General features: G+C 60.0%; 19 protein-coding genes and 1 other RNA gene. 12 read left to right on the top strand and 8 right to left on the bottom strand.

Features of this window, described 5'->3' with window-relative positions; all coding sequences use genetic code 11:
* Positions 1-38 precede the first annotated feature (38 nt).
* From AABC73_RS28375 to AABC73_RS28365, 3 genes are all read left to right on the top strand, one after another.
* A complete protein-coding gene (locus tag AABC73_RS28375; protein ID WP_341521833.1) occupies positions 39-1,994 on the top strand; it encodes an acyltransferase family protein in 1,956 nt (651 codons plus the stop codon).
* 158 nt (positions 1,995-2,152) lie between these two features.
* Positions 2,153-3,619 carry a 4-hydroxy-3-polyprenylbenzoate decarboxylase gene (gene ubiD / locus AABC73_RS28370; RefSeq protein WP_331152897.1) on the top strand — a complete coding sequence of 489 codons (1,467 nt, stop codon included), beginning with the start codon at positions 2,153-2,155 and terminating at the stop codon, positions 3,617-3,619.
* The gene (locus AABC73_RS28365) at positions 3,619-4,587 is read left to right on the top strand and encodes a CDP-6-deoxy-delta-3,4-glucoseen reductase (RefSeq protein WP_341521832.1); all 969 of its coding nucleotides are present in this window, start codon (positions 3,619-3,621) and stop codon (positions 4,585-4,587) included. The genes ubiD and AABC73_RS28365 overlap by 1 nt, the downstream gene beginning before the upstream one ends.
* A gap of 15 nt (positions 4,588-4,602) precedes the next feature.
* Here the strand turns inward: AABC73_RS28365 and AABC73_RS28360 are convergent, their stop codons facing one another.
* On the bottom strand, positions 4,603-5,058 hold the full coding sequence (locus AABC73_RS28360; protein ID WP_341524349.1) for a sn-glycerol-3-phosphate transporter: 456 nt from the start codon (positions 5,056-5,058) through the stop codon (positions 4,603-4,605).
* A 385-nt stretch (positions 5,059-5,443) separates the two neighbouring features.
* Between AABC73_RS28360 and AABC73_RS28355 the strand changes: the two genes are divergently transcribed.
* Positions 5,444-6,118, top strand: coding sequence for a gamma-glutamylcyclotransferase (locus AABC73_RS28355; protein WP_341521831.1), 675 nt, complete (start codon positions 5,444-5,446; stop codon positions 6,116-6,118).
* A 157-nt stretch (positions 6,119-6,275) separates the two neighbouring features.
* On the opposite strand, the gene glpT is transcribed toward AABC73_RS28355, so the two are convergent.
* Complete coding sequence (gene glpT, locus AABC73_RS28350) at positions 6,276-7,625, bottom strand: glycerol-3-phosphate transporter (RefSeq protein WP_020293282.1); 1,350 nt, start codon at positions 7,623-7,625, stop codon at positions 6,276-6,278.
* Between the two features lie 223 nt (positions 7,626-7,848).
* Positions 7,849-8,826 carry an NADPH:quinone oxidoreductase family protein gene (locus AABC73_RS28345; RefSeq protein ID WP_341521830.1) on the bottom strand — a complete coding sequence of 326 codons (978 nt, stop codon included), beginning with the start codon at positions 8,824-8,826 and terminating at the stop codon, positions 7,849-7,851.
* Between the two features lie 132 nt (positions 8,827-8,958).
* Here AABC73_RS28345 and AABC73_RS28340 point away from each other — a divergent pair, with 132 nt between their 5' ends.
* Positions 8,959-9,363 (top strand): flagellar basal body-associated protein FliL, encoded by a 405-nt coding sequence (locus AABC73_RS28340; RefSeq protein ID WP_065831905.1) that lies wholly within the window; start codon positions 8,959-8,961, stop codon positions 9,361-9,363.
* A 12-nt stretch (positions 9,364-9,375) separates the two neighbouring features.
* Here AABC73_RS28340 and AABC73_RS28335 read toward each other — a convergent pair whose 3' ends face one another.
* Positions 9,376-9,825, bottom strand: a complete 450-nt coding sequence (locus tag AABC73_RS28335) for an EVE domain-containing protein (RefSeq protein ID WP_341521829.1) — start codon at positions 9,823-9,825, stop codon at positions 9,376-9,378.
* A 194-nt stretch (positions 9,826-10,019) separates the two neighbouring features.
* Between AABC73_RS28335 and AABC73_RS28330 the strand changes: the two genes are divergently transcribed.
* Complete coding sequence (locus tag AABC73_RS28330) at positions 10,020-10,172, top strand: hypothetical protein (protein ID WP_341521828.1); 153 nt, start codon at positions 10,020-10,022, stop codon at positions 10,170-10,172.
* 140 nt (positions 10,173-10,312) lie between these two features.
* Here AABC73_RS28330 and AABC73_RS28325 read toward each other — a convergent pair whose 3' ends face one another.
* The 4 genes from AABC73_RS28325 to AABC73_RS28310 all read right to left on the bottom strand — a co-directional run bounded on the left by AABC73_RS28325 (position 10,313) and on the right by AABC73_RS28310 (position 11,772).
* A complete protein-coding gene (locus tag AABC73_RS28325; RefSeq protein WP_341521827.1) occupies positions 10,313-10,915 on the bottom strand; it encodes a 5-formyltetrahydrofolate cyclo-ligase in 603 nt (200 codons plus the stop codon).
* 111 nt (positions 10,916-11,026) lie between these two features.
* Positions 11,027-11,205: non-coding RNA, 6S RNA (ssrS, locus tag AABC73_RS28320), on the bottom strand.
* Positions 11,206-11,236: 31 nt separating this feature from the next.
* Positions 11,237-11,566 (bottom strand): cell division protein ZapA, encoded by a 330-nt coding sequence (locus AABC73_RS28315; RefSeq protein WP_065831908.1) that lies wholly within the window; start codon positions 11,564-11,566, stop codon positions 11,237-11,239.
* Positions 11,563-11,772: a TIGR02449 family protein gene (locus AABC73_RS28310; RefSeq protein ID WP_020293291.1), complete on the bottom strand. Its 210-nt coding sequence runs from the start codon at positions 11,770-11,772 to the stop codon at positions 11,563-11,565. The genes AABC73_RS28315 and AABC73_RS28310 overlap by 4 nt, the downstream gene beginning before the upstream one ends.
* Before the next feature lie 150 nt (positions 11,773-11,922).
* Here AABC73_RS28310 and AABC73_RS28305 point away from each other — a divergent pair, with 150 nt between their 5' ends.
* From AABC73_RS28305 to AABC73_RS28280, 6 genes are all read left to right on the top strand, one after another.
* Positions 11,923-12,477, top strand: a complete 555-nt coding sequence (locus tag AABC73_RS28305) for a YecA family protein (RefSeq protein WP_341521826.1) — start codon at positions 11,923-11,925, stop codon at positions 12,475-12,477.
* 82 nt (positions 12,478-12,559) lie between these two features.
* Positions 12,560-13,903 (top strand): Xaa-Pro aminopeptidase, encoded by a 1,344-nt coding sequence (gene pepP, locus AABC73_RS28300; RefSeq protein WP_065831910.1) that lies wholly within the window; start codon positions 12,560-12,562, stop codon positions 13,901-13,903.
* Complete coding sequence (ubiH, locus tag AABC73_RS28295; RefSeq protein ID WP_331153182.1) at positions 13,900-15,087, top strand: 2-octaprenyl-6-methoxyphenyl hydroxylase; 1,188 nt, start codon at positions 13,900-13,902, stop codon at positions 15,085-15,087. Before pepP ends, ubiH begins: the two co-directional genes overlap by 4 nt.
* A gap of 52 nt (positions 15,088-15,139) precedes the next feature.
* Positions 15,140-16,360: a 2-octaprenyl-3-methyl-6-methoxy-1,4-benzoquinol hydroxylase gene (locus AABC73_RS28290; RefSeq protein ID WP_341521825.1), complete on the top strand. Its 1,221-nt coding sequence runs from the start codon at positions 15,140-15,142 to the stop codon at positions 16,358-16,360.
* A 240-nt stretch (positions 16,361-16,600) separates the two neighbouring features.
* Positions 16,601-17,602 carry an extracellular solute-binding protein gene (locus tag AABC73_RS28285; RefSeq protein ID WP_341521824.1) on the top strand — a complete coding sequence of 334 codons (1,002 nt, stop codon included), beginning with the start codon at positions 16,601-16,603 and terminating at the stop codon, positions 17,600-17,602.
* Positions 17,603-17,749: 147 nt separating this feature from the next.
* A complete protein-coding gene (locus AABC73_RS28280) occupies positions 17,750-19,366 on the top strand; it encodes an iron ABC transporter permease (protein WP_341521823.1) in 1,617 nt (538 codons plus the stop codon).
* Positions 19,367-19,465: the final 99 nt, after the last annotated feature.

Raw genomic sequence — 19,465 nt, 5'->3', positions numbered from 1 at the left:
TTTTTGCCTGATTTTTGAGAATCGCGACAAGGAGTGTCATGCACACATTCGGCAACCGGCGGGATATCGACGGCCTGCGCGCCCTGGCGGTAATTCCCGTCGTACTTTTTCACTATGGTTTCGGCGCGTTCAGCGGCGGCTTCGTTGGCGTCGACGTGTTTTTCGTCATCTCCGGGTTCCTGATCACCTCGATCATTCACCGTGAAATCAGCGCCGGTCGCTTCAGCTTTGTCGACTTCTGGGCGCGTCGCGCGCGACGGATCATCCCGGCCTTGAGCGTGGTGCTGGCCGCTACCTTGCTGGTCGGCTGGTTGCTGCTGACGGCCCATGATTATTCGCAACTGGGTCGCACTGTGCGTTATCAGGCGATGTTCATTTCCAACATCCTGTTCATGCGCCAGGACGGTTATTTCAACCCGGCGTCGGACTTCAAACCCTTGCTACACACCTGGTCGCTGTCGGTGGAAGAGCAGTACTACATCATCTTCCCGCTGCTGATGGTGTTGATCACGCGCTTCTTTCGCCATTGGCGTTTGATGCTGCTGGGCCTGCTGCTGGTGTCATTCGGTCTGAACATCTGGAGCATAAGTCGCGCGCCGGACTCGGCGTTTTTCCTGCTGCCAATGCGCGCCTGGGAATTGCTCTGTGGCGCGATGCTGGCGGTCATGCCCGCATCCCGAATCAAACTGCGGCCCTGGGTTTACCAAAGTGTCAGTCTGGCGGGACTGGCTGCCATTTTGATCGCGGTGTGCGGGTTCGACCGCAGTACGCCGTTTCCAGGTTGGGCGGCATTGTTGCCAGTGCTGGGCGCTACGGCGTTGATCTGGTCCAACGGTCAGGCGCAAACGCTGGCCGGCAAGCTGTTGAGCGCGCCGCTATTAGTGGCGATCGGGCTGATTTCCTACTCGCTGTACCTCTGGCATTGGCCGGTATTCGTCTACGCCAACGCGATTTCCATCGACGGCATGCAGCGTGGGGAATCGCTGTTCTGGATTGCGCTGTGCGTGGCGCTGGCCTGGCTGTCGTGGCGTTTCGTGGAAATGCCCTTCCGCGAAAAACGCCTGCTGGCCGGACGCAAACCGGTGCTCATCAGCGCGGCGTTGTGCATGCTGGTCGTGGCGATGGCCGGGCAAACCGTGCGCTGGGGCGAAGGCTTCCCGCAGCGCTTGTCCGGGCAAGCCCGGCAGTACGCCGAAGCGCGTGAATGGCAGCGCGGGCAAATGGATTGTCTGCTGCAGCGCGACAGCCCGGACTTGAGCGCAGCCTGTCGTTTCGGCGGCGATGCTGACGTGCCGCCGCTGCAACTCGTGTGGGGCGACAGTCATGCGGCGGCGTTGATGCCAGCGGTCAAAGAAGACGCCGAGCGCTTTGGCATTCCGGTCTGGCTGACCAGCCTGTCCGGCTGCATGCCAGTGCTGGGCAGCGAATCCCGTCCGCAATGTCAGACCTTCAACCAGCAAACCCTGGCGCTGGTCGAAAAACAAAAGATCCGCGACGTGGTACTCGCCGCCCGCTGGAGCCTTTATCTGTATGGCGAAGAAGACGGCGACCGCGAGCACATCACCTACCGCCATGAAAGCCGCGCCGCCGCCGAGCAGCATCTGGCCGACAACTTGCGCGCGACAGTGGCCAGCGTGCGCGCCGCCGGAGCGAACGTCTGGCTGTTCAAGGAAGTCCCGCTGCAACGCCAGGGCACCATCGCACGACTCAGCAGCCTGGCGATGGTCGGGCGTTCTGCGCTGCGCGTCGGCAGGCCGATTGCCGATCACCGCGAGCGGCAGCACTTTATCGACCAGCTGTTCGCCAACCTGGCAGCTTCCGATCCACACATCCACATCATCGACCCCGCGCCACTGCTCTGCGCTGAAGGCATTTGCCGCGCGGCCATCGATGGTTTTTCCCAATACAAGGACGAGAATCACCTGTCGGACCAAGGCGGCGAGCGGATGAGGCCGTTGTTTGCGCCGATTTTCCTCAGTGAGAACGCAAATTGACAGGAAGGTGAGCGAGCCTGGTGGGAGCGAGCTTGCTCACGAAGACGTTATCGCAGGCGATAAATCTGCAGAATGGAATTCCTATTCGCGAGCAAGCTCGCTCCCACACTGGTCGCGATCAGGTACGATACGAACCTATTTTATGAGTGGCCGGGTTAATGAAATTCAAGGATCTACGGGATTTCGTGCAGCAGCTTGAGCAGCGCGGAGAGTTGAAACGCATTCAGATGCCCATTTCCCCTGTCCTGGAAATGACCGAAATCTGCGACCGCACCTTGCGCGCCAAGGGTCCGGCATTGCTGTTTGAAAAGCCCGTCGGCTTTGATATTCCGGTGCTCGGCAACCTGTTTGGCACGCCCGAGCGCGTTGCCATGGGCATGGGCGCTGAAGAAGTCGGCGAGCTGCGGGAAATCGGCAAGCTGCTGGCCTTCCTCAAGGAACCCGAGCCACCCAAGGGCTTGAAAGATGCCTGGTCCAAGCTGCCGATCTTCAGGAAAGTCATCGCCATGGCGCCCAAGGTCGTCAAGGACGCGCCGTGCCAGGAGATCGTCATCGAAGGTGATGACGTCGATCTCGCCATGCTCCCGGTGCAGACCTGCTGGCCCGGCGATGTCGCGCCGCTGATCACCTGGGGCCTGACCGTCACGCGCGGGCCGAACAAGGAACGGCAGAACCTCGGCATCTATCGCCAGCAGGTCATCGGTCGCAACAAAGTCATCATGCGCTGGTTGAGCCACCGTGGCGGCGCGCTGGACTTCAAGGAATGGTGCGCCAAACATCCCGGCGAACCCTTCCCGGTATCCGTGGCCCTCGGCGCCGATCCAGCCACCATTCTTGGCGCAGTCACGCCCGTGCCTGACAGCCTTTCCGAATACGCTTTCGCCGGTCTGTTGCGCGGCAGTCGTACCGAGCTGATCAAGTGCCGAGGCAATAACCTGCAAGTCCCGGCCAGCGCCGAGTTCGTCCTCGAAGGCGTGATCCACCCCGGCGAAATGGCCGATGAAGGCCCGTATGGCGATCACACCGGCTACTACAACGAAGTCGACAGCTTCCCGGTGTTCACTGTCGAGCGCATTACTCATCGGATCAAACCGATCTATCACAGCACCTACACCGGTCGGCCGCCTGATGAGCCGGCAATTCTGGGCGTGGCATTGAACGAAGTGTTCGTGCCGATCCTGCAAAAGCAGTTCCCGGAAATCACCGACTTCTATCTGCCGCCGGAAGGCTGCTCGTATCGCATGGCGATCGTGACGATCAAGAAGCAGTACCCAGGCCATGCCAAGCGTGTGATGCTGGGCGTGTGGTCGTTTTTGCGACAGTTCATGTACACCAAGTTCGTTATTGTCACTGACGACGATATCAATGCCCGGGACTGGAACGACGTGATTTGGGCCATCACTACGCGCATGGATCCCAAGCGCGATACGGTGATGATCGACAACACGCCAATCGACTACCTGGATTTCGCATCACCGGTTTCCGGGCTGGGTTCGAAAATGGGACTGGACGCAACCCATAAATGGCCAGGCGAGACCACGCGCGAGTGGGGTCGGGTTATCGTCAAGGACGAAGCCGTCACACGCCGGGTCGACGACATCTGGAATCAGTTGGGAATAGATTGATGCGTGTAACCTTGCAGCCATCGGGCGCAGTACTGGAAACATTGCCCGGCGAGCGGATTCTCGATGCCGCGCAACGCCTGGGTTACGACTGCCCGCAAAGCTGTCGCAACGGCAATTGCCATGTGTGTTCGGCTTTGCTGGCCCACGGCCGCGTGCTGCAGGCCGGTGAAGAACTGACTCATGGCGAAATCTATACCTGCCTGGCCGAGCCGCTTGAGGACTGCGAAGTCCTCTGGGACGGCGTGCTCGCCCTCGGCGAACTGCCAGTGCGCACGTTCGCCTGCCAGTTGAGTGAATGCGTGGAAGTCGGCGGTGATGTCTGGCGCGTGGGCTTGCGCGCTCCGGCGGGCAAGGCGCCGCGCTATCACGCCGGTCAGTATTTGATGATTCATCGCGACAATGGCGAAAAATCCGCCTTCTCGCTGGCATCCGCGCCGCAAAGCGGTCGCGATCTGCAATTGCATGTGCTGGTTCGCGAAGCCAGCGCCCAGAGCCTGATCGAACAATTGCAGCGCAACACGATGGCCCGGGTCGAACTGCCGTTTGGCGATACGCACCTGGCCGAACTGCCAGATGGCCCGCTGGTGTTGATCGCTGCCGGTACCGGCATGGCGCAGATGCAAAGCTTGATCGAGCACTGCCGCAGCAAGGGTTTCAGCCATCCCGTGCATCTGTATTGGGGCGTGCGTCGGCCAGAAGATTTCTACGACATCCAGCATTGGGATGAATGGAAGAAGCTGCCTAACCTGTTTTTGCACAAAGTCGTCAGCGACCTGTGCGGCTGGGAAGGACGCTGCGGCATGCTGCACGAAGCGGTGCGCAGCGACATCGCTGATCTCGCAGCGGTACACGTGTATGCCAGCGGTTCGCCAGCCATGATCTACGCGACTCTTGATGCACTGGTCAGCGCGGGAATGAGCGCTCATCAAATGCGTGCCGACGTATTTGCCTACGCGCCTCGCTCTTGAGCAGGGTAATCAGGATCAGAAACGCAGCCCGACATTGACCATCAACGCAGAGGCGCCCAACAGGATCGCCTCGGCGTTGACCGGACCCAGATTGACCCCGACGCCGGGAATGATCACTGGCGCAATGCCGTAGCGGTTCAGCGGAATCTTGTCGCGATACTCGCCCCGATAGCCATGCAAAAGCCCCCCGGTGACTTTCAGGTACACCGGATAAGCGCTGCTATCAAAACGCTTGCCCGCGTAGCCATACACCGAGCGTTGGCCAAACGAGTTACGAAACGTCGCCCCGCCATAAACCAGCCCGGACGCCTCATTGCGCTCCAGCCCCAATAAATCCTGATGATTATTGTGCTCCGACGACGGCGAGAAATGCCGCGTATAAGCACTGGTTTGCACCAGCCAGAACCCGCCTTCGTTGCCCGCTGATGCCTCGTCCGCCACAACCTGAGGCGCGAGCCAGCATAGGGCCATAAACACCGTTACCTGCAAATTTTCACCGACCTTCATGACGTGCTTCCTGGCAATAACTCCGTGTGCAGCGTTATACCGAGCGATGTACGCCACGGTAAGTTGAAAGGTCTGGGTGCTCTGTAGGAACGGTCCTTAAATTAAGCGCGTACTGTCAGGGCGGCGTATCAGGTGCGGCGTTTATCCGCCATGAGGTAGCTTGGGTGGATTGCTAATTGCAGTAGATGTGTCTATCTGTTTCAGTGTAGCTGCGTGATTGCGACACTGCTCAGCCAGTCTGATACACAAGCATTCATTGGCGAACGCCATCCGTTCGCCCACGTAGTCCGCTCATATTTCATTGAGCAAGATCTGCTACAACTGACGGAATATCCGCCAGGGGGGCCAAATGGGGAATCAAATCAATAGCTTGTCAACGGCCGTGCATGACGGTCTGGGACTGACCTATCCGCCGGTGATGGATCTGGGGCCGCAACTGACCCGTGAACAACTGCTCAGCTCGATGGAGCAGACCATGCAGCGCCATGAAGGTGGGCCGGTATGGCTGTTTGCCTATGGGTCACTAATCTGGCGCCCCGAGTGCACCGCAATCGAACGCCAGCGCGGCCGAATTCACGGTTATCACAGAGGTTTATACCTGTGGTCCCACGAACATCGCGGCACGCCGGAAATGCCGGGGCTGGTCTTCGGCCTGGATCGCGGCGGCTCCTGCAGCGGCTTCGCCTACCGGTTGCCGGAAGAGAATCTTGAAGAATCGTTGCTGGCCTTATGGCAACGGGAAATGCCCTTCCCATCCTACCGGCCGCATTGGCTCAGCTGCCGACTGGCAGACGGTCGACGGGTTCAGGCATTGGGATTTGTACTGGAACGCCACCTGCCCAGCTACGCAGGCAACCTGCCAGACAGCGTCCTCAGCCAGGTGCTGGCCAGCGCCAGCGGACGCTACGGCACCACCCGCGACTACGTCGAACAAACCGCCAACGCCCTGCGCAGCCACGCCATGCCGGATCTGAATCTGGAGGCGCGGTTGAAGCGGTGTTGGGGGGTGTGTGACGTCGTCTGAGTTATGAATTTGTCGGTGCTAGCGCCAATCCTGTAGATGCGAGGCTTGCCCGCGAAGGGGCCGGTACATTTACCCGACCTTCTGAGCCTGGAATATTGCCTTCGCGGGCAAGTCGGAACGCCGCCCGCTCGCTCCAACAGATTGTGCAGCCCTCGCTTTAAGCCACCGCCTCACGCGTCGTACTCGCCACCTGCTTATGCCAAAGCGTTGGCAGCAGGAACACGATCGACATTACGCAGGCGATCAGCAACAGGACAAAACCGCCGTCCCAGCCGAAGTGGTCCACGGTGTAGCCCATCAGCGCACTGGCTGCGACGGAGCCGCCCAGGTAGCCGAACAGCCCGGTAAAACCCGCAGCGGTGCCAGCGGCTTTCTTCGGTGCCAGTTCCAGCGCCTGCAAGCCGATCAGCATGACCGGGCCGTAGATCAGGAAGCCGATGGAAACCAGCGCGATCATGTCGACGGTCGGGTTGCCCGGCGGATTCAGCCAGTACACCAGCGTAGCGATGGTCACCATAACCATGAACACCACGCCCGTCAGGCCACGATTGCCCTTGAAGATTTTGTCCGACATCCAGCCGCACAGCAGCGTGCCCGGAATACCAGCCCACTCGTACAGGAAGTACGCCCAGGACGTCTTGTCGACGGTGAAGTGCTTGGCTTCTTTCAGGTATGTCGGCGCCCAGTCCAGTACGCCGTAGCGCAGCAGGTAAACGAAGACGTTGGCCAGCGCGATGTACCACAGCATTTTGTTGCGCAGCACGTACTTGACGAAGATTTCCTTGGCGCTGAATTCCTTTTCATGACTGTCGTCATAGCCTTCCGGATAGTCGTTCTTGTAGTGCTCGATCGGCGGCAAACCCATGGATTGCGGGGTATCGCGCATGGTCGCAAAGGCGAACACCGCAACCAGCAACGCCACAGCAGCCGGTACGTAAAACGCCGCATGCCAATCGTTGGTCCAGCCCAGACCCAGCAGGAACAAAGGCCCGATCAAGCCGCCGCCGACGTTATGCGCAACGTTCCATACCGAAACCACGCCGCCACGTTCCTTCTGCGACCACCAGTGCACCATGGTCCGTCCGCTCGGCGGCCAGCCCATGCCTTGCGCCCAGCCGTTGATGAACAACAGGATAAACATGATCGTGACACTGGACGTCGCCCAGGACGAAAAGCCGAATACGAACATCACTGCCGCTGAAACCAGCAAGCCAAAAGGCAGGAAGTAGCGAGGGTTCGAACGGTCGGAAACAATCCCCATCAGAAACTTCGACAAGCCGTAGGCAATCGCAATGGCCGACATCGCCACGCCCAACTGGCCCCGCGTGTAACCCTCGTCGATCAGATAAGGCATCGCCAGCGAGAAGTTCTTGCGCAGCAGGTAATAACCCGCATAGCCAAAGAAGATGCCCGCGAAAATCTGCCAGCGCAGACGGCGATAGGTGCTATCAATTTTTTCTTCAGGCAACGGGGCCTTGTGTGCGGCGGGACGAAAGAAGGCAAACATCGAAGTCTCTCCAGTTTTTGTTTTTTTCTGCGCGAAAGCGAATATTACATTTTCATTACAGAAAAAAGCAGTGCTTATAGTCCGAGAATTCGTAGGAGAATCGATTCACCTGATGTTGTTTTATGAACATGTAGTCGATGTGTAAGCGCATGTTGCGAAACGGGGGCTGGTCCTACGGTAATAAGAGAGGCCGTTGCCTGCCTCTTAGAGAAAGTGGCCAAGATCAGCGGATCTGTATCACCACCTTCCCCACCGCCCGCCGCTGCCCCAACGAATCAATCGCCTTGCCCGCGTCCTCCAGGGAATAAACCTGCGAGACCAGCGGTTTCAGTTTTCCTTCGGCATACCAGCCAAACAACTGCTGAAAGTTGGCGGCATTGTCCTGCGGCTGGCGTTGTGCAAAGGATCCCCAGAACACGCCGAGCACCGCAGCGCCTTTGAGGAGTGCAAGGTTGACGGGCAGTTCGGGGATGCGGCCGCTGGCGAAACCGACGACGAGTAAGCGGCCGCTCCAGGCGATGGCGCGGATGGCCTGGTCGAAGAGGTCGCCGCCGACCGGGTCGTAGATGACGTCCGCGCCGTTGCCGTTGGTGAGGCGTTTGATTTCTTCTTTGAGATTGGTTTCGCTGTAGTTGATGAGTTCGTCGGCGCCGGCGTTTTTCGCGACTGCGAGTTTTTCGGCCGAGCTGGCGGCGGCGATGACGCGGGCGCCCATGGCTTTGCCGATTTCCACGGCCGCCAGACCGACTCCGCCGGAAGCGCCGAGTACCAGCAAGGTTTCGCCGGGTTGCAGGTTGGCGCGTTGTTTCAGCGCATGCATCGACGTGCCGTAGGTCATGCTGAACGCGGCGGCGGTGTTGAAGTCCATGGTTTCGGGCATCGGCAGCACGTTATAGCCGGGCACGGCGACTTGTTCAGCGAAGCTGCCCCAGCCGGTCAAGGCCATGACGTGGTCGCCGACTTGCAAATGGGTCACTTTTTCGCCAACGGCCGACACCACACCCGCTGCTTCGCCGCCCGGCGAAAACGGGAATGGCGGTTTGAATTGGTATTTGCCTTCGATGATCAGCGTGTCCGGGAAATTGACCCCGGCGGCGTGGACGTTGAGGAGGATTTCGTTCTTCTTGATTTCCGGGCTCGCGATGTCTTCGAGCACCAGGGTTTCAGCGGGGCCAAACGCTTTGCACAGCAAGGCTTTCATCGGACTATTCCTTTTGGACTTGTGGCCGATACGTTCAGGTATGTGGGTTTTTGCGTCAATGAGCATGGCCCGGCCTGATAAGCCTGCATAAGTTGCAGTAACCTATGCGCCAAACCGGATAAGGAGTGGATTGTGAAAGCGTGGATCCTGATGTTGTTGGCCCTGTCACTGCCCGTCATGGCGCAGGAAGAAGCCAAAGAGGGCGAGGCGCCCAAGGCCATTTATGTTTCGCTGACACCACCGTTCGTGGGCAACTACGCGTTGGACGGCGGCCCGAAACTGCGGGTTTATAAAGCTGATATCGCCTTGCGCGTGACCGGGCCGGAAGCCCAGGCCGCCGTGAAGCGCAATGATCCGCTGATCCGCAACCAGCTGGTGGCGCTGTTCACCCAGCAGACCGTCGACAGCATGAGCAGCGCCGAGGCCAAGGAAAAAATTCGTCAGGAAGCGCTCAAGCAGGTTCAGCAAGTCATGACCGACGAAGAAGGCAAGCCAGTGGTTGAAGACTTGCTCTTCAACAACTTCATCGTTCAGTAATCCGCGGAGCAATCAGCGCAATGCCAGCACCGCCGCCCATTGTTCGGCGGTGACCGGCATGACGGACAGGCGACTGCCTTTCTGCACCAGCGGCAGTTGTTCCAGCGCCGCTTGCTGTTTCAGGTAACCCAGCCCAAGCACTTTCGGGAATTCCTCGACGAAGGTCACGTCGATGGCCGTCCACGGATTTTTTTCCGCGCTGGCCTTGGCGTCGAAGTAATGGCTTTGTCCATCCAGCGCGGTCGGGTCCGGATAACCCGCCTGGGTAATCCGCCCGATCCCGGCAATGCCCGGCTCCGGGCAACTGGAGTGATAGAAGAAAAACTCGTCGCCTACCGCCATCGTGCGTAGAAAATTACGCGCCTGATAATTGCGAACCCCGTCCCAGCGCGCTGTGCCGAGCTTTTGTAGACTCGCGATAGAGAACTCATCGGGCTCGGATTTCATCAGCCAGTAGGCCATTTTTCGTGCTCCTGAAAAGAGGAATGGACAGGTTGTCAGACACTTTACGGATAAACCGACGGTTGGCTGACGTCAGTGTTTGCGTGTCTGCCCATGTTGTCGGAGAATGCCGGGATTTTAAGCTCCACGCTGTTGCACGGCCTATACAAAAACCGCTGCTGACATCGTATTGATTTGCCGAAGGAGGGCAATCAATGAAACGCAAGCCGGATTTACTGTGGATATTGGTTATTTTGTTCGGCTTGGGTGTCGTAACGACGGGTTATGCGCAAAGTTTGTGGTCCAGCAAACCGGATGCTCCGGTGGAAATTACCCAACAGCAGCAGAAGTATCCTTCGCGGCATTGATTCCCGCTGTTGGCGCTAGCGAGCGTAATGCGTAGGACCGGCTTTAGCCGGGAGGAGGCCAGCGCATCCGCAGTAACTGCGTAGTCAGAACCCCTGCTCTCCCGGCTAAAGCCGGTCCTACAGGTCCTGTGCTCGCCGTCTCACGCCAGATACCAACCCTTATCCGAAACAGTGCCATTCAGCGGCACGTCCCAACTGGCTTGCGCCAGCCGTTCGACCTTCTGACATTCATGCGCCAACCCCAGCAACACCGGCTTTTGCCAGGCTTTTCGGCGTGCGCGATAGGCCAGGCTGCGGTCGTAAAACCCGCCGCCCATGCCCAGACGCCCGCCTTCGTCATCGAAACCCACCAACGGCATCAGAATCAGATCCAGCGTCCAGATCTTGCGCTGGCGTGTGGGGTTGATGCGCGGTTCGGGGATGCGAAAACGATTGGGTTTGAATTTTTCGCCGGGCCTGACCCGCTGGAAAACCATCTTGGTTCGTGGCCAGGCGCTGAGCACCGGCAGGTACGTGGCCTTGCCGCGACGTTGGGCGGCGCGCAGCAACAGGCGCGGATCGATTTCGCCGTCCATGGGCAGATACAGCGAGATATGTCGGGCGCGGCGGAACAATGGATGTTGCGCCAACTGCCGATAAAGTCCGCGCGCCGCTGCACGCTGCTCACTGGCGCTCAAGGCACGCCGCGCCTTGCGTAACTGACGACGCAATTGTTGGCGGGTAAGTGGCGCTGCGCAAGTCACGAGAGAAGGGTCATGCAGGCTGATCCATTGAAGGTTGAACCAGGGTTGAGTCGTCAGGGCGACGATCTCGGGGGTTGTCGGCGCCGGGCAAACCGGCAACAGACAGAATAGGTGCTCCCCGACGAGCCGCTGTCGGTGTAGCCCTTGAACCCGAAAGTTCAAGGTGGAGATTGCAGGAGGTTTTAAGGCTTTCCGTCAAGCGGACATGCACACCAACCCCAACGTGCAACCCCCGTGGTTGTGCGTATCGGCTCAGGGACATGACCGACTGGCAAGCACTCCAGGGAGCGGCGCAAGTATACCCGAAACTCTTCGCAACATTCAGCTTCGAGGTGCATCCGGTGGCGAATCCGCGTCCGTGGAGAGCACCAGATCGACGCGATCGAGCAGGTCCCGGACCTGTTCGCGGGTCGATCCGCTGGTCTGCACGTCAGGCAAATCCTGCTTGTGCAAAAGATCGTGCGTAATGTTCAGCGCGGCCATTACGGCAATACGGTCAGCGCCGATAACTTTGCCGCTGCTGCGGATTTCACGCATTTTTCCGTCCAGGTAACGCGCAGCGCTGACCAGGTTGGTGCGCTCTTCCTGAGGGCAAATGATCGAATATTCTTTGTCGAGAATTTGTACGGTAACGTTATTGCCGTTGCTCATGAGTCTTGCTCCAGGGCCTTGAGGCGCGAAATCATTGACTCGACCTTTTGCCGGGCGATTTCGTTTTTTTCAATGAGGTGAGCGCGTTCCTCGCGCCAGGACTTTTCCTGAGCTAATAGGATTCCGTTTTCGCGTTTAAGTTGCTCGACACGAGTAATCAGTAATTCTAGTCGGGCCATCAGCGCTTGCAGGTCGGTGTCTTCCATTGTTTTCCACTGAATACTTTCTGATGAGTGGCACAGGAGCTGGCTTTGAGCCACAGCCTTGGATGGCCGCCTTGATGATCTTGTTGCGCGATTAGTCTAGGATACAAGACCTCCATTCTAGACATTGCGCCGTTTGGCGACTAGTTGCCCATGCCCATTCAGAATTCCCCGTACAAAGCGTTCGCCACCCTGCTCACCAGCAGCGGTCATCCTGTCTCTCCTGCCGAGCTGCATGGCCTGTTACTGGGTCGCAGTTGTGCCGGTTCCGGCTTCGATAACCAAGGCTGGTTGATCGACGCTACCGAACTACTCGGCTCCGCGCCCGAAGACAACGTCCGTCAGGCCTTGATCGGCCTGCAGGAAATGGTCAAGGGCGAACTCACCAGCGACGACATGACCGTGGTACTGCTATTGCCCGGCGATGACGAGCCGCTCGGTGAGCGCGCTATCGCATTGGGCCAATGGTGCCAGGGTTTTCTCGCCGGTTTCGGCCTGACTGCCCGTGACAATGCCATTAGTGGCGAAGCCATGGAAGTGCTGCAGGATCTGGCAGCGATTTCCCAGGTCCAGGATGCGCTGGAAGAGTCCGAAGACGGCGAAAGCGATTACATGGAAGTCATGGAATACCTGCGCGTCGCTCCGCTGTTGCTGTTCACCGAATGCAACAAGCCCGAAGCACCTGCGCCGAAGCCTTCGCTGCACTGATTGTTCATCACCGGCGACTCCGGTCACGGCAGGCCTGTCCAGCCATGACCGGGAACGCTCCAGAACGGGAACCTGCCTGCCAATGATCCATATCCCTAAGTCGGAATACGCTCGTCGACGCAAGGCCTTGATGGCGCAGATGGAACCCAACAGCATCGCGATATTGCCTGCCGCGGCCGTGGCGATTCGTAACCGCGATGTCGAGCACGTCTACCGCCAGGACAGCGACTTTCAATACCTGAGCGGCTTCCCGGAACCCGAAGCCGTGGTCGTGCTGATCCCCGGCCGTGAGTATGGCGAGTACGTCTTGTTCTGCCGTGAGCGCAATCCCGCGCGCGAGCTGTGGGACGGCTTGCGGGCCGGGCAGGAAGGCGCGATTCGCGATTTTGGTGCTGACGATGCGTTCCCGATCAACGACATCGACGACATCCTGCCGGGCCTAATCGAAGGCCGCGACCGGGTGTACTCGGCCATGGGCAGTAACCCGGAATTCGACCGCCATCTGATGGACTGGATCAACGTGATCCGCTCCAAGGCGCATCTGGGCGCCCAGCCGCCGAAAGAGTTTGTTGCGCTGGATCATCTGCTGCACGACATGCGCCTGTATAAATCGGCGGCAGAAGTGAAGGTCATGCGCGAAGCCGCGCAAATTTCCGCCCGCGCCCATGTGCGAGCCATGCAGGCCAGCCGCGCCGGTCTGCACGAGTTCAGCCTTGAGGCCGAGCTGGATTACGAATTCCGCAAAGGCGGCGCGAAGATGCCGGCTTACGGCTCCATCGTCGCCTCGGGCCGCAACGCCTGCATCCTGCATTACCAGGAGAACGACGCGGTGCTCAAGGATGGCGATCTGGTGTTGATCGACGCGGGCTGTGAAATCGACTGCTATGCCAGCGACATCACTCGCACCTTTCCGGTCAGCGGCACGTTTTCCCCGGAACAGAAAGCCATTTACGAGTTGGTGCTCAAATCCCAGGAAGCGGCGTTCGCGGCCATCGGTCCGGGCAAGCACTGGAATCAGGCGCACGAAGCAACGGTCCATGTGATCACTGCCGGGTTGGTCGAGCTGGGATTGCTGCAAGGCGACGTCGGCGAACTGATCGTCAACGAAGCCTTCAAACCGTTCTACATGCACCGCGCCGGTCACTGGCTGGGCATGGACGTGCATGATGTCGGCGATTACAAGGTCGGCGGCGAATGGCGGGTGCTGGAAGTCGGCATGGCGCTGACCGTCGAACCGGGCATTTACATTGCTCCGGACAATCAGAACGTCGCGAAGAAATGGCGCGGCATTGGTGTGCGAATCGAGGATGACGTTGTGGTGACCAAACAAGGTTGTGACATTCTTACCGATGGCGTGCCCAAGACTGTTGCCGCAATCGAGGCGTTGATGGCCGAAGCCCGAAATCAACCGGGATGGGCCGCATGAGTCGTTTCAATCTCGCCATCGTCGGCGGCGGTCTGGTCGGTGCCAGTCTCGCCCTTTCATTGCAGGCCGGCGCCAAGGCGCGGGGCTGGAAGATTGTCCTGATCGAGCCCTTCGCCCCCGGCGACACCTATCAACCGAGCTACGACGCGCGCTCGTCGGCGCTGTCGTTTGGTGCGCGGCAAATCTACGAGCGCCTTGGCCTGTGGCAAGACATCGCCCGTCGCGCCGAGCCGATCCGGCAAATCCTGGTATCGGATCGCGGTCGTTTCGGCGCAGCGCGTTTGTCCGCCATCGAAGAAGGTGTGCCAGCCTTGGGCTACGTGGCGGAAAACGCCTGGTTGGGCCAATGCCTGTGGCGCGGGCTGGACGAGGACGTGGTCAGCTGGCGCGTGCCCGCCGAGGTCAAGCACATGCAGGCCTTGGCCGATGGCTATCGCCTGACGCTGGACGACGAAACCGAACTGGAATGCGATCTGGCGGTGCTGGCTGATGGCGGCCGTTCAAGTCTGCGCGAGCAACTGGGCATCGGCGTGCGTCAGCGGCCTTACAACCAGAGTGCACTGATCGCCAATATCACGCCCAGCGAAGCCCATTGTGGCCAGGCGTTCGAACGCTTCACCGACGAAGGCCCGATGGCGCTGCTGCCGCTGCCGGAAAACCGATGTGCGCTGGTCTGGACGCGCACCGGTAAAGACGTGGAACGTCTCGCGGCGCTGGATGACCGCGCTTTTCTCAGCGAACTGCAGAATGTATTCGGCTATCGCCTGGGCACCTTGCGGCAGGTCGGCGCGCGGCATGTTTACCCGCTCAATCTGATCGAAGCCGAAGAACAGGTGCGCTCGCATCTGGTGGTGCTCGGCAATGCCGCCCATAGCCTGCATCCGATTGCCGGACAAGGTTTCAACCTGTCGTTGCGCGATGCTCACGCGCTGGCAGAAGCCCTGCTGGCCAGCGACAAGCTGCCTGGCGACCTGCCGACCTTGCTGGCGTATCGCGAGCGTCAGCGTCTGGATCAACAACTGACGGTGGGTTTTTCCGATCAGGTGACACGCCTGTTCGGCAGCACGCAGCCATTGGTTGCCACCGGTCGCAACCTCGGGCTGTTGGGTCTGGACCTCTTGCCTGGGGCCAAACGCTGGTTTGCGCGTCAAGCCATGGGGCTGGGAACTCGCTCCGATGTTTGATGCACTTATTTCCAAATTCCGGCTCACGCCGCAAGCGAGAACGATTTAAAGCATGGAAACGCGCGCAGATCTGCTGATTGTCGGGGCCGGAATGGTCGGTAGCGCGCTGGCGCTGGCGTTGCAGGGCAGCGGCCTGAATATCATCGTGCTCGACGGCGGCCCGCTGGACGTCAAACCGTTTGATCCACAGTCGGCGTTTGAACCTCGGGTCAGCGCCTTGTCGGGGGCCAGCCAGCGCATCCTGCAAAATCTCGGCGCATGGGATGGCATTGCCAGCCGCCGTGCCAGTCCTTATGGCGAGATGCAGGTCTGGGACGGCAGTGGCACGGGGCAGATTCATTTTTCCGCGTCCAGTGTTCACGCTGAAGTCCTGGGCCATATCGTCGAAAACCGCGTGGTTCAGGATGCGTTGCTCGATCGCCTGCACGACAGCGATATCGGCCTGCTCGCCAATGCGCGCCTGGAACAGATGCGCCGCTCCGGTGATGACTGGCTGCTGACGCTGGCTGACGGCCGCCTGTTGCGCGCGCCACTGGTGGTCGCCGCCGATGGAGCGAACTCCGCCGTGCGACGCCTGACCGGTACCGAAACCCGCGAATGGGATTACCTGCATCACGCCATCGTCACCAGCGTACGCACCGCCGACTCCCATCGTAAAACCGCCTGGCAGCGCTTCACGGACAACGGCCCGCTGGCCTTCCTGCCGCTGGAGCGTGAAGGTGAGCATTGGTGCTCCATCGTCTGGTCAGTGACGCCGGGCGAAGGCGAGCGCTTGATGGCGCTGGACGATAAAACATTCTGCCGCGAACTCGAACAGGCCTTTGAAGGGCGACTCGGCCCGGTGATCGGCGCCGATCCGCGCGTGTGCGTGCCGCTGCGCCAGCGTCATGCCAAGCGTTACGTCGCCGAAGGCCTGGCCTTGATCGGCGACGCGGCGCACACCATTCACCCGCTGGCCGGGCAAGGCGTGAACCTGGGTTTCCTGGATGCTGCGGTGTTGGCCGAAGTGTTGCTGCATGCCGCCGAGCGCGGCGAGCGGCTGGCCGATGCGCGTGTGCTAAGCCGCTTCGAACGTCGGCGCATGCCACACAATCTGGCGCTGATGGCGGCCATGGAAGGCTTCGAGCGCCTGTTCCAGGCCGATCCGCTGCCGCTGCGCTGGTTGCGCAATACCGGGCTGAAAGTGGTCAATCAACTGCCGGAAGCCAAGGCCATCTTCGTGCGTCAGGCGTTGGGCTTGAGTGGGGATTTGCCGGAGTTGGCCAGGCTTTGAATCGCCCGTCCTGTGCGGCATTGGCTAATGCCGGCGCGTCTTCTGTGGGAGCCGAGCTTGCTCGCGATGGGTTTTTCAGCCACCACATCAGTGGCCTGACCCAACGCTATCGCGAGCAAGCTCGGCTCCCACAATTCTGCAGCCTGCAACATCTGGTAACGCCTGAATCGGGAGTTCGATTGAGATAGCAAATGGGATTCACTACCATTTCGCCTCATTTTACAAACGCGAGACACTCCCATGCAGGCAAGCAAGCGTCTTCTGGCTGCTTTGACACTGACAGTGCTCGGCAGCACCGCACAAGCTGCCGACGAGGTAGTGGTGTATTCATCACGGATCGATGAGCTGATCAAACCCGTATTCGATGCCTACACCGCCAAGACTGGTGTAAAGGTCAAGTTCATTACCGACAAGGAAGCCCCGCTGATGCAGCGGATCAAGGCCGAGGGTGAAAACGCCACTGCTGACCTGTTGCTGACGGTCGACGCCGGCAACCTCTGGCAGGCCGAGCAGATGGGCATTCTGCAACCGTTCACCTCCCCGGTGATCGACGCCAACATTCCTGCGCAATATCGCTCCTCAACTCACAGCTGGACCGGCTTGAGCCTGCGCGCGCGGACCATCGCCTACTCGACCGATCGGGTCAAACCGGCCGACTTGTCCACCTACGAAGCGCTGGCGGGCAAGGACTGGGAAGGTCGTTTGTGCCTGCGCACCGGCAAGAAGGTCTACAACCAGTCGCTGACTGCCACGCTGATCGAAACCCACGGCGCCGAGGCCTCCGAGAAAATCCTCAAAGGCTGGGTCAACAACCTGTCCACTGATGTGTTCTCCGATGACATCGCGGTGCTCGAAGCGATCAATGCGGGCCAATGCGACGTCGGCATCGTCAACAGCTACTACTACGGTCGTCTGCACAAGGACAATCCGAAGCTGGCCGTGAAACTGTTCTGGCCGAACCAGGCGGATCGCGGCGTGCACGTGAATCTTTCCGGGATCGGCCTGACCAAGTACGCTCCGCACGCCGAAGCCGCCAAAGCCATGGTCGAGTGGATGACCGGCCCGCAAGCCCAGGCGATTTTCTCTGGCATCAACCAGGAATTCCCGGCCAACCCGAAAGTTGCGCCATCGGCGGAAGTCGCGAGCTGGGGTTCGTTCAAGGCCGACACGATTCCGGTGGAAGTGGCCGGCAAGCGCCAGGCCGAAGCGATCCGCATGATGGATCGTGTGGGTTGGAATTGATTTAAAACACCGCGACTCCTGTGGGAGCGAGCTTGCTCGCGAAGGCAATCGTCTGATCGCTGAAAGATGCGTTGGATGCCCTGACCCTTTCGCAAGCAAGCTTGCTCCCACAAAGTTTCTCCAGCTCCGTCCGCAAAGAGACCACCCTTGGCCCATCCCGCCCAACGCCGTTGGTACCCGCTGGTCTTCGCCATCGCTGCTCTGGTGTTGTTGCCGCTCAGCGTGCTGCTGTTGTCGTGGCAAACCATCGATCAGCAGATCTGGTCCCATCTGTGGGAAACCCAGATGACCCGTTTGCTGGGCAATACCCTGACGCTGGTGCTTGGCGTCGGCGTGGGCGTCACCGTGTTGGGCGTGAGTCTGGCGTGGCTGACCAGCCTGTGTGAATTCCCAGGTCGGCGTTGGCTGGACTGGGCGTTGATGCTGCCGTTTGCAATCCCGGCCTACGTGCTGGCGTTTGTCTTTGTCGGCCTGCTGGATTTCGCCGGGCCGGTGCAAAGCCTGCTGCGCGAATGGTTCGGTACCGGCCTGCGCCTGCCGCGGGTGCGCTCCACCGGCGGCGTGATCATCGTGCTGGTGCTGGTTTTCTACCCTTACGTGTATCTGCTGGCGCGCTCGGCCTTTCTCGCTCAAGGCAAGGGCTTGATGGAAGCCGCGCGGATTCTTGGTCAAAGCCCATTGCAGGCCTTCTGGCGCGTCGCCTTACCGATGGCGCGTCCGGCGATTGGCGCTGGCGTTGCGTTGGCGTTGATGGAAACCCTGGCCGACTTCGGTGCCGTGGCGGTGTTCAACTTCGATACCTTCACCACGGCCATCTACAAAACCTGGTATGGCTTCTTCAGCCTCTCCAGCGCAGCGCAGCTGGCCAGCCTGTTGTTACTGGCCGTGATGCTCGTGCTGTATGGCGAACGCCGCGCACGCGGTGCGAGCCGGGCCACCAACGAGCGACCTCGGGTCAAGGCGCTGTATCACTTGCGTGGACTCAAGGCATTTGCCGCGACGTTCTGGTGCGGGCTGGTGTTTGCCTGCGCCTTCGCCGTGCCGTTGCTGCAACTGATCGTCTGGGTCTGGCAGCGCGGGCGTTTCGATCTGGACGAGCGCTATACCGGATTGATCGTGCACACGCTGTACCTGGGCGGCATGGCGGCGCTGATTACGGTCGGCGTCGCGCTGATCCTGGCCTTCGCCCGCCGTCTGGCACCGACCCGCGCGATTCGCTCTGGCGTGAGTCTGGCCAATCTGGGCTATGCGTTGCCCGGTTCGGTATTGGCGGTGTCGATCATGCTGGCGTTCAGTTATCTGGATCGCGAGTGGGTCATCCCGCTTTCCAGCTGGTTCGGCGGCGCGGGCAAACCGTTGCTGCTCGGCAGTCTGGCGGCGCTGCTGCTGGCGTATCTGGTGCGCTTCATCGCGGTGGCCTACGGGCCGCTGGAAAACAGTCTGGCGCGCATTCGTCCGTCCCTGCCTGAAGCGGCACGCAGCCTCGGCGTCAGCGGGCCGCGTCTGTTCTTCAAGGTTTACCTGCCGTTGCTGGTGCCGGGTGCCTTGAGCGCGGCATTGCTGGTGTTCGTAGATGTACTCAAAGAGATGCCTGCAACCTTGCTGATGCGTCCATTCGGATGGGATACCTTGGCAGTCCGAATTTTCGAGATGACCAGCGAAGGCGAATGGGCCCGGGCGGCATTACCGGCGCTGACGCTGGTGCTGGTGGGGCTGTTGCCAGTCATCGGTTTGATCCGACGTTCAGCCCGTCAACCGGGGTAGGTGCGGGTCTACCTCCATGCGGCTACAATGCGCCGCAATCGGTGCGGTCTGTCAGACTGTTCGCATGCTGTGATTTGCTTCAAACCCCCGAGTCATGGG

This window comes from Pseudomonas sp. G.S.17 (assembly GCF_038096165.1).
Classification (GTDB): Bacteria; Pseudomonadota; Gammaproteobacteria; order Pseudomonadales; family Pseudomonadaceae; genus Aquipseudomonas.
Note: the sequence above shows the minus strand (reverse complement) of the source record. Positions and strands in the feature narration are given on the sequence as shown.

Bases quoted from the DNA above. Each gene is read 5' to 3' on its own strand.
- AABC73_RS28375 (WP_341521833.1), top strand. From the start codon at position 39: ATGCACACATTCGGCAACCGGCGGGATATCGACGGCCTGCGCGCCCTG.
- ubiD (WP_331152897.1), top strand. From the start codon at position 2,153: ATGAAATTCAAGGATCTACGGGATTTCGTGCAGCAGCTTGAGCAGCGC.
- AABC73_RS28365 (WP_341521832.1), top strand. From the start codon at position 3,619: ATGCGTGTAACCTTGCAGCCATCGGGCGCAGTACTGGAAACATTGCCC.
- AABC73_RS28360 (WP_341524349.1), bottom strand. From the start codon at position 5,058: ATGGCCCTATGCTGGCTCGCGCCTCAGGTTGTGGCGGACGAGGCATCA.
- AABC73_RS28355 (WP_341521831.1), top strand. From the start codon at position 5,444: ATGGGGAATCAAATCAATAGCTTGTCAACGGCCGTGCATGACGGTCTG.
- glpT (WP_020293282.1), bottom strand. From the start codon at position 7,625: ATGTTTGCCTTCTTTCGTCCCGCCGCACACAAGGCCCCGTTGCCTGAA.
- AABC73_RS28345 (WP_341521830.1), bottom strand. From the start codon at position 8,826: ATGAAAGCCTTGCTGTGCAAAGCGTTTGGCCCCGCTGAAACCCTGGTG.
- AABC73_RS28335 (WP_341521829.1), bottom strand. From the start codon at position 9,825: ATGGCCTACTGGCTGATGAAATCCGAGCCCGATGAGTTCTCTATCGCG.
- AABC73_RS28330 (WP_341521828.1), top strand. From the start codon at position 10,020: ATGAAACGCAAGCCGGATTTACTGTGGATATTGGTTATTTTGTTCGGC.
- AABC73_RS28315 (WP_065831908.1), bottom strand. From the start codon at position 11,566: ATGAGCAACGGCAATAACGTTACCGTACAAATTCTCGACAAAGAATAT.
- AABC73_RS28310 (WP_020293291.1), bottom strand. From the start codon at position 11,772: ATGGAAGACACCGACCTGCAAGCGCTGATGGCCCGACTAGAATTACTG.
- AABC73_RS28305 (WP_341521826.1), top strand. From the start codon at position 11,923: ATGCCCATTCAGAATTCCCCGTACAAAGCGTTCGCCACCCTGCTCACC.
- pepP (WP_065831910.1), top strand. From the start codon at position 12,560: ATGATCCATATCCCTAAGTCGGAATACGCTCGTCGACGCAAGGCCTTG.
- ubiH (WP_331153182.1), top strand. From the start codon at position 13,900: ATGAGTCGTTTCAATCTCGCCATCGTCGGCGGCGGTCTGGTCGGTGCC.
- AABC73_RS28290 (WP_341521825.1), top strand. From the start codon at position 15,140: ATGGAAACGCGCGCAGATCTGCTGATTGTCGGGGCCGGAATGGTCGGT.
- AABC73_RS28285 (WP_341521824.1), top strand. From the start codon at position 16,601: ATGCAGGCAAGCAAGCGTCTTCTGGCTGCTTTGACACTGACAGTGCTC.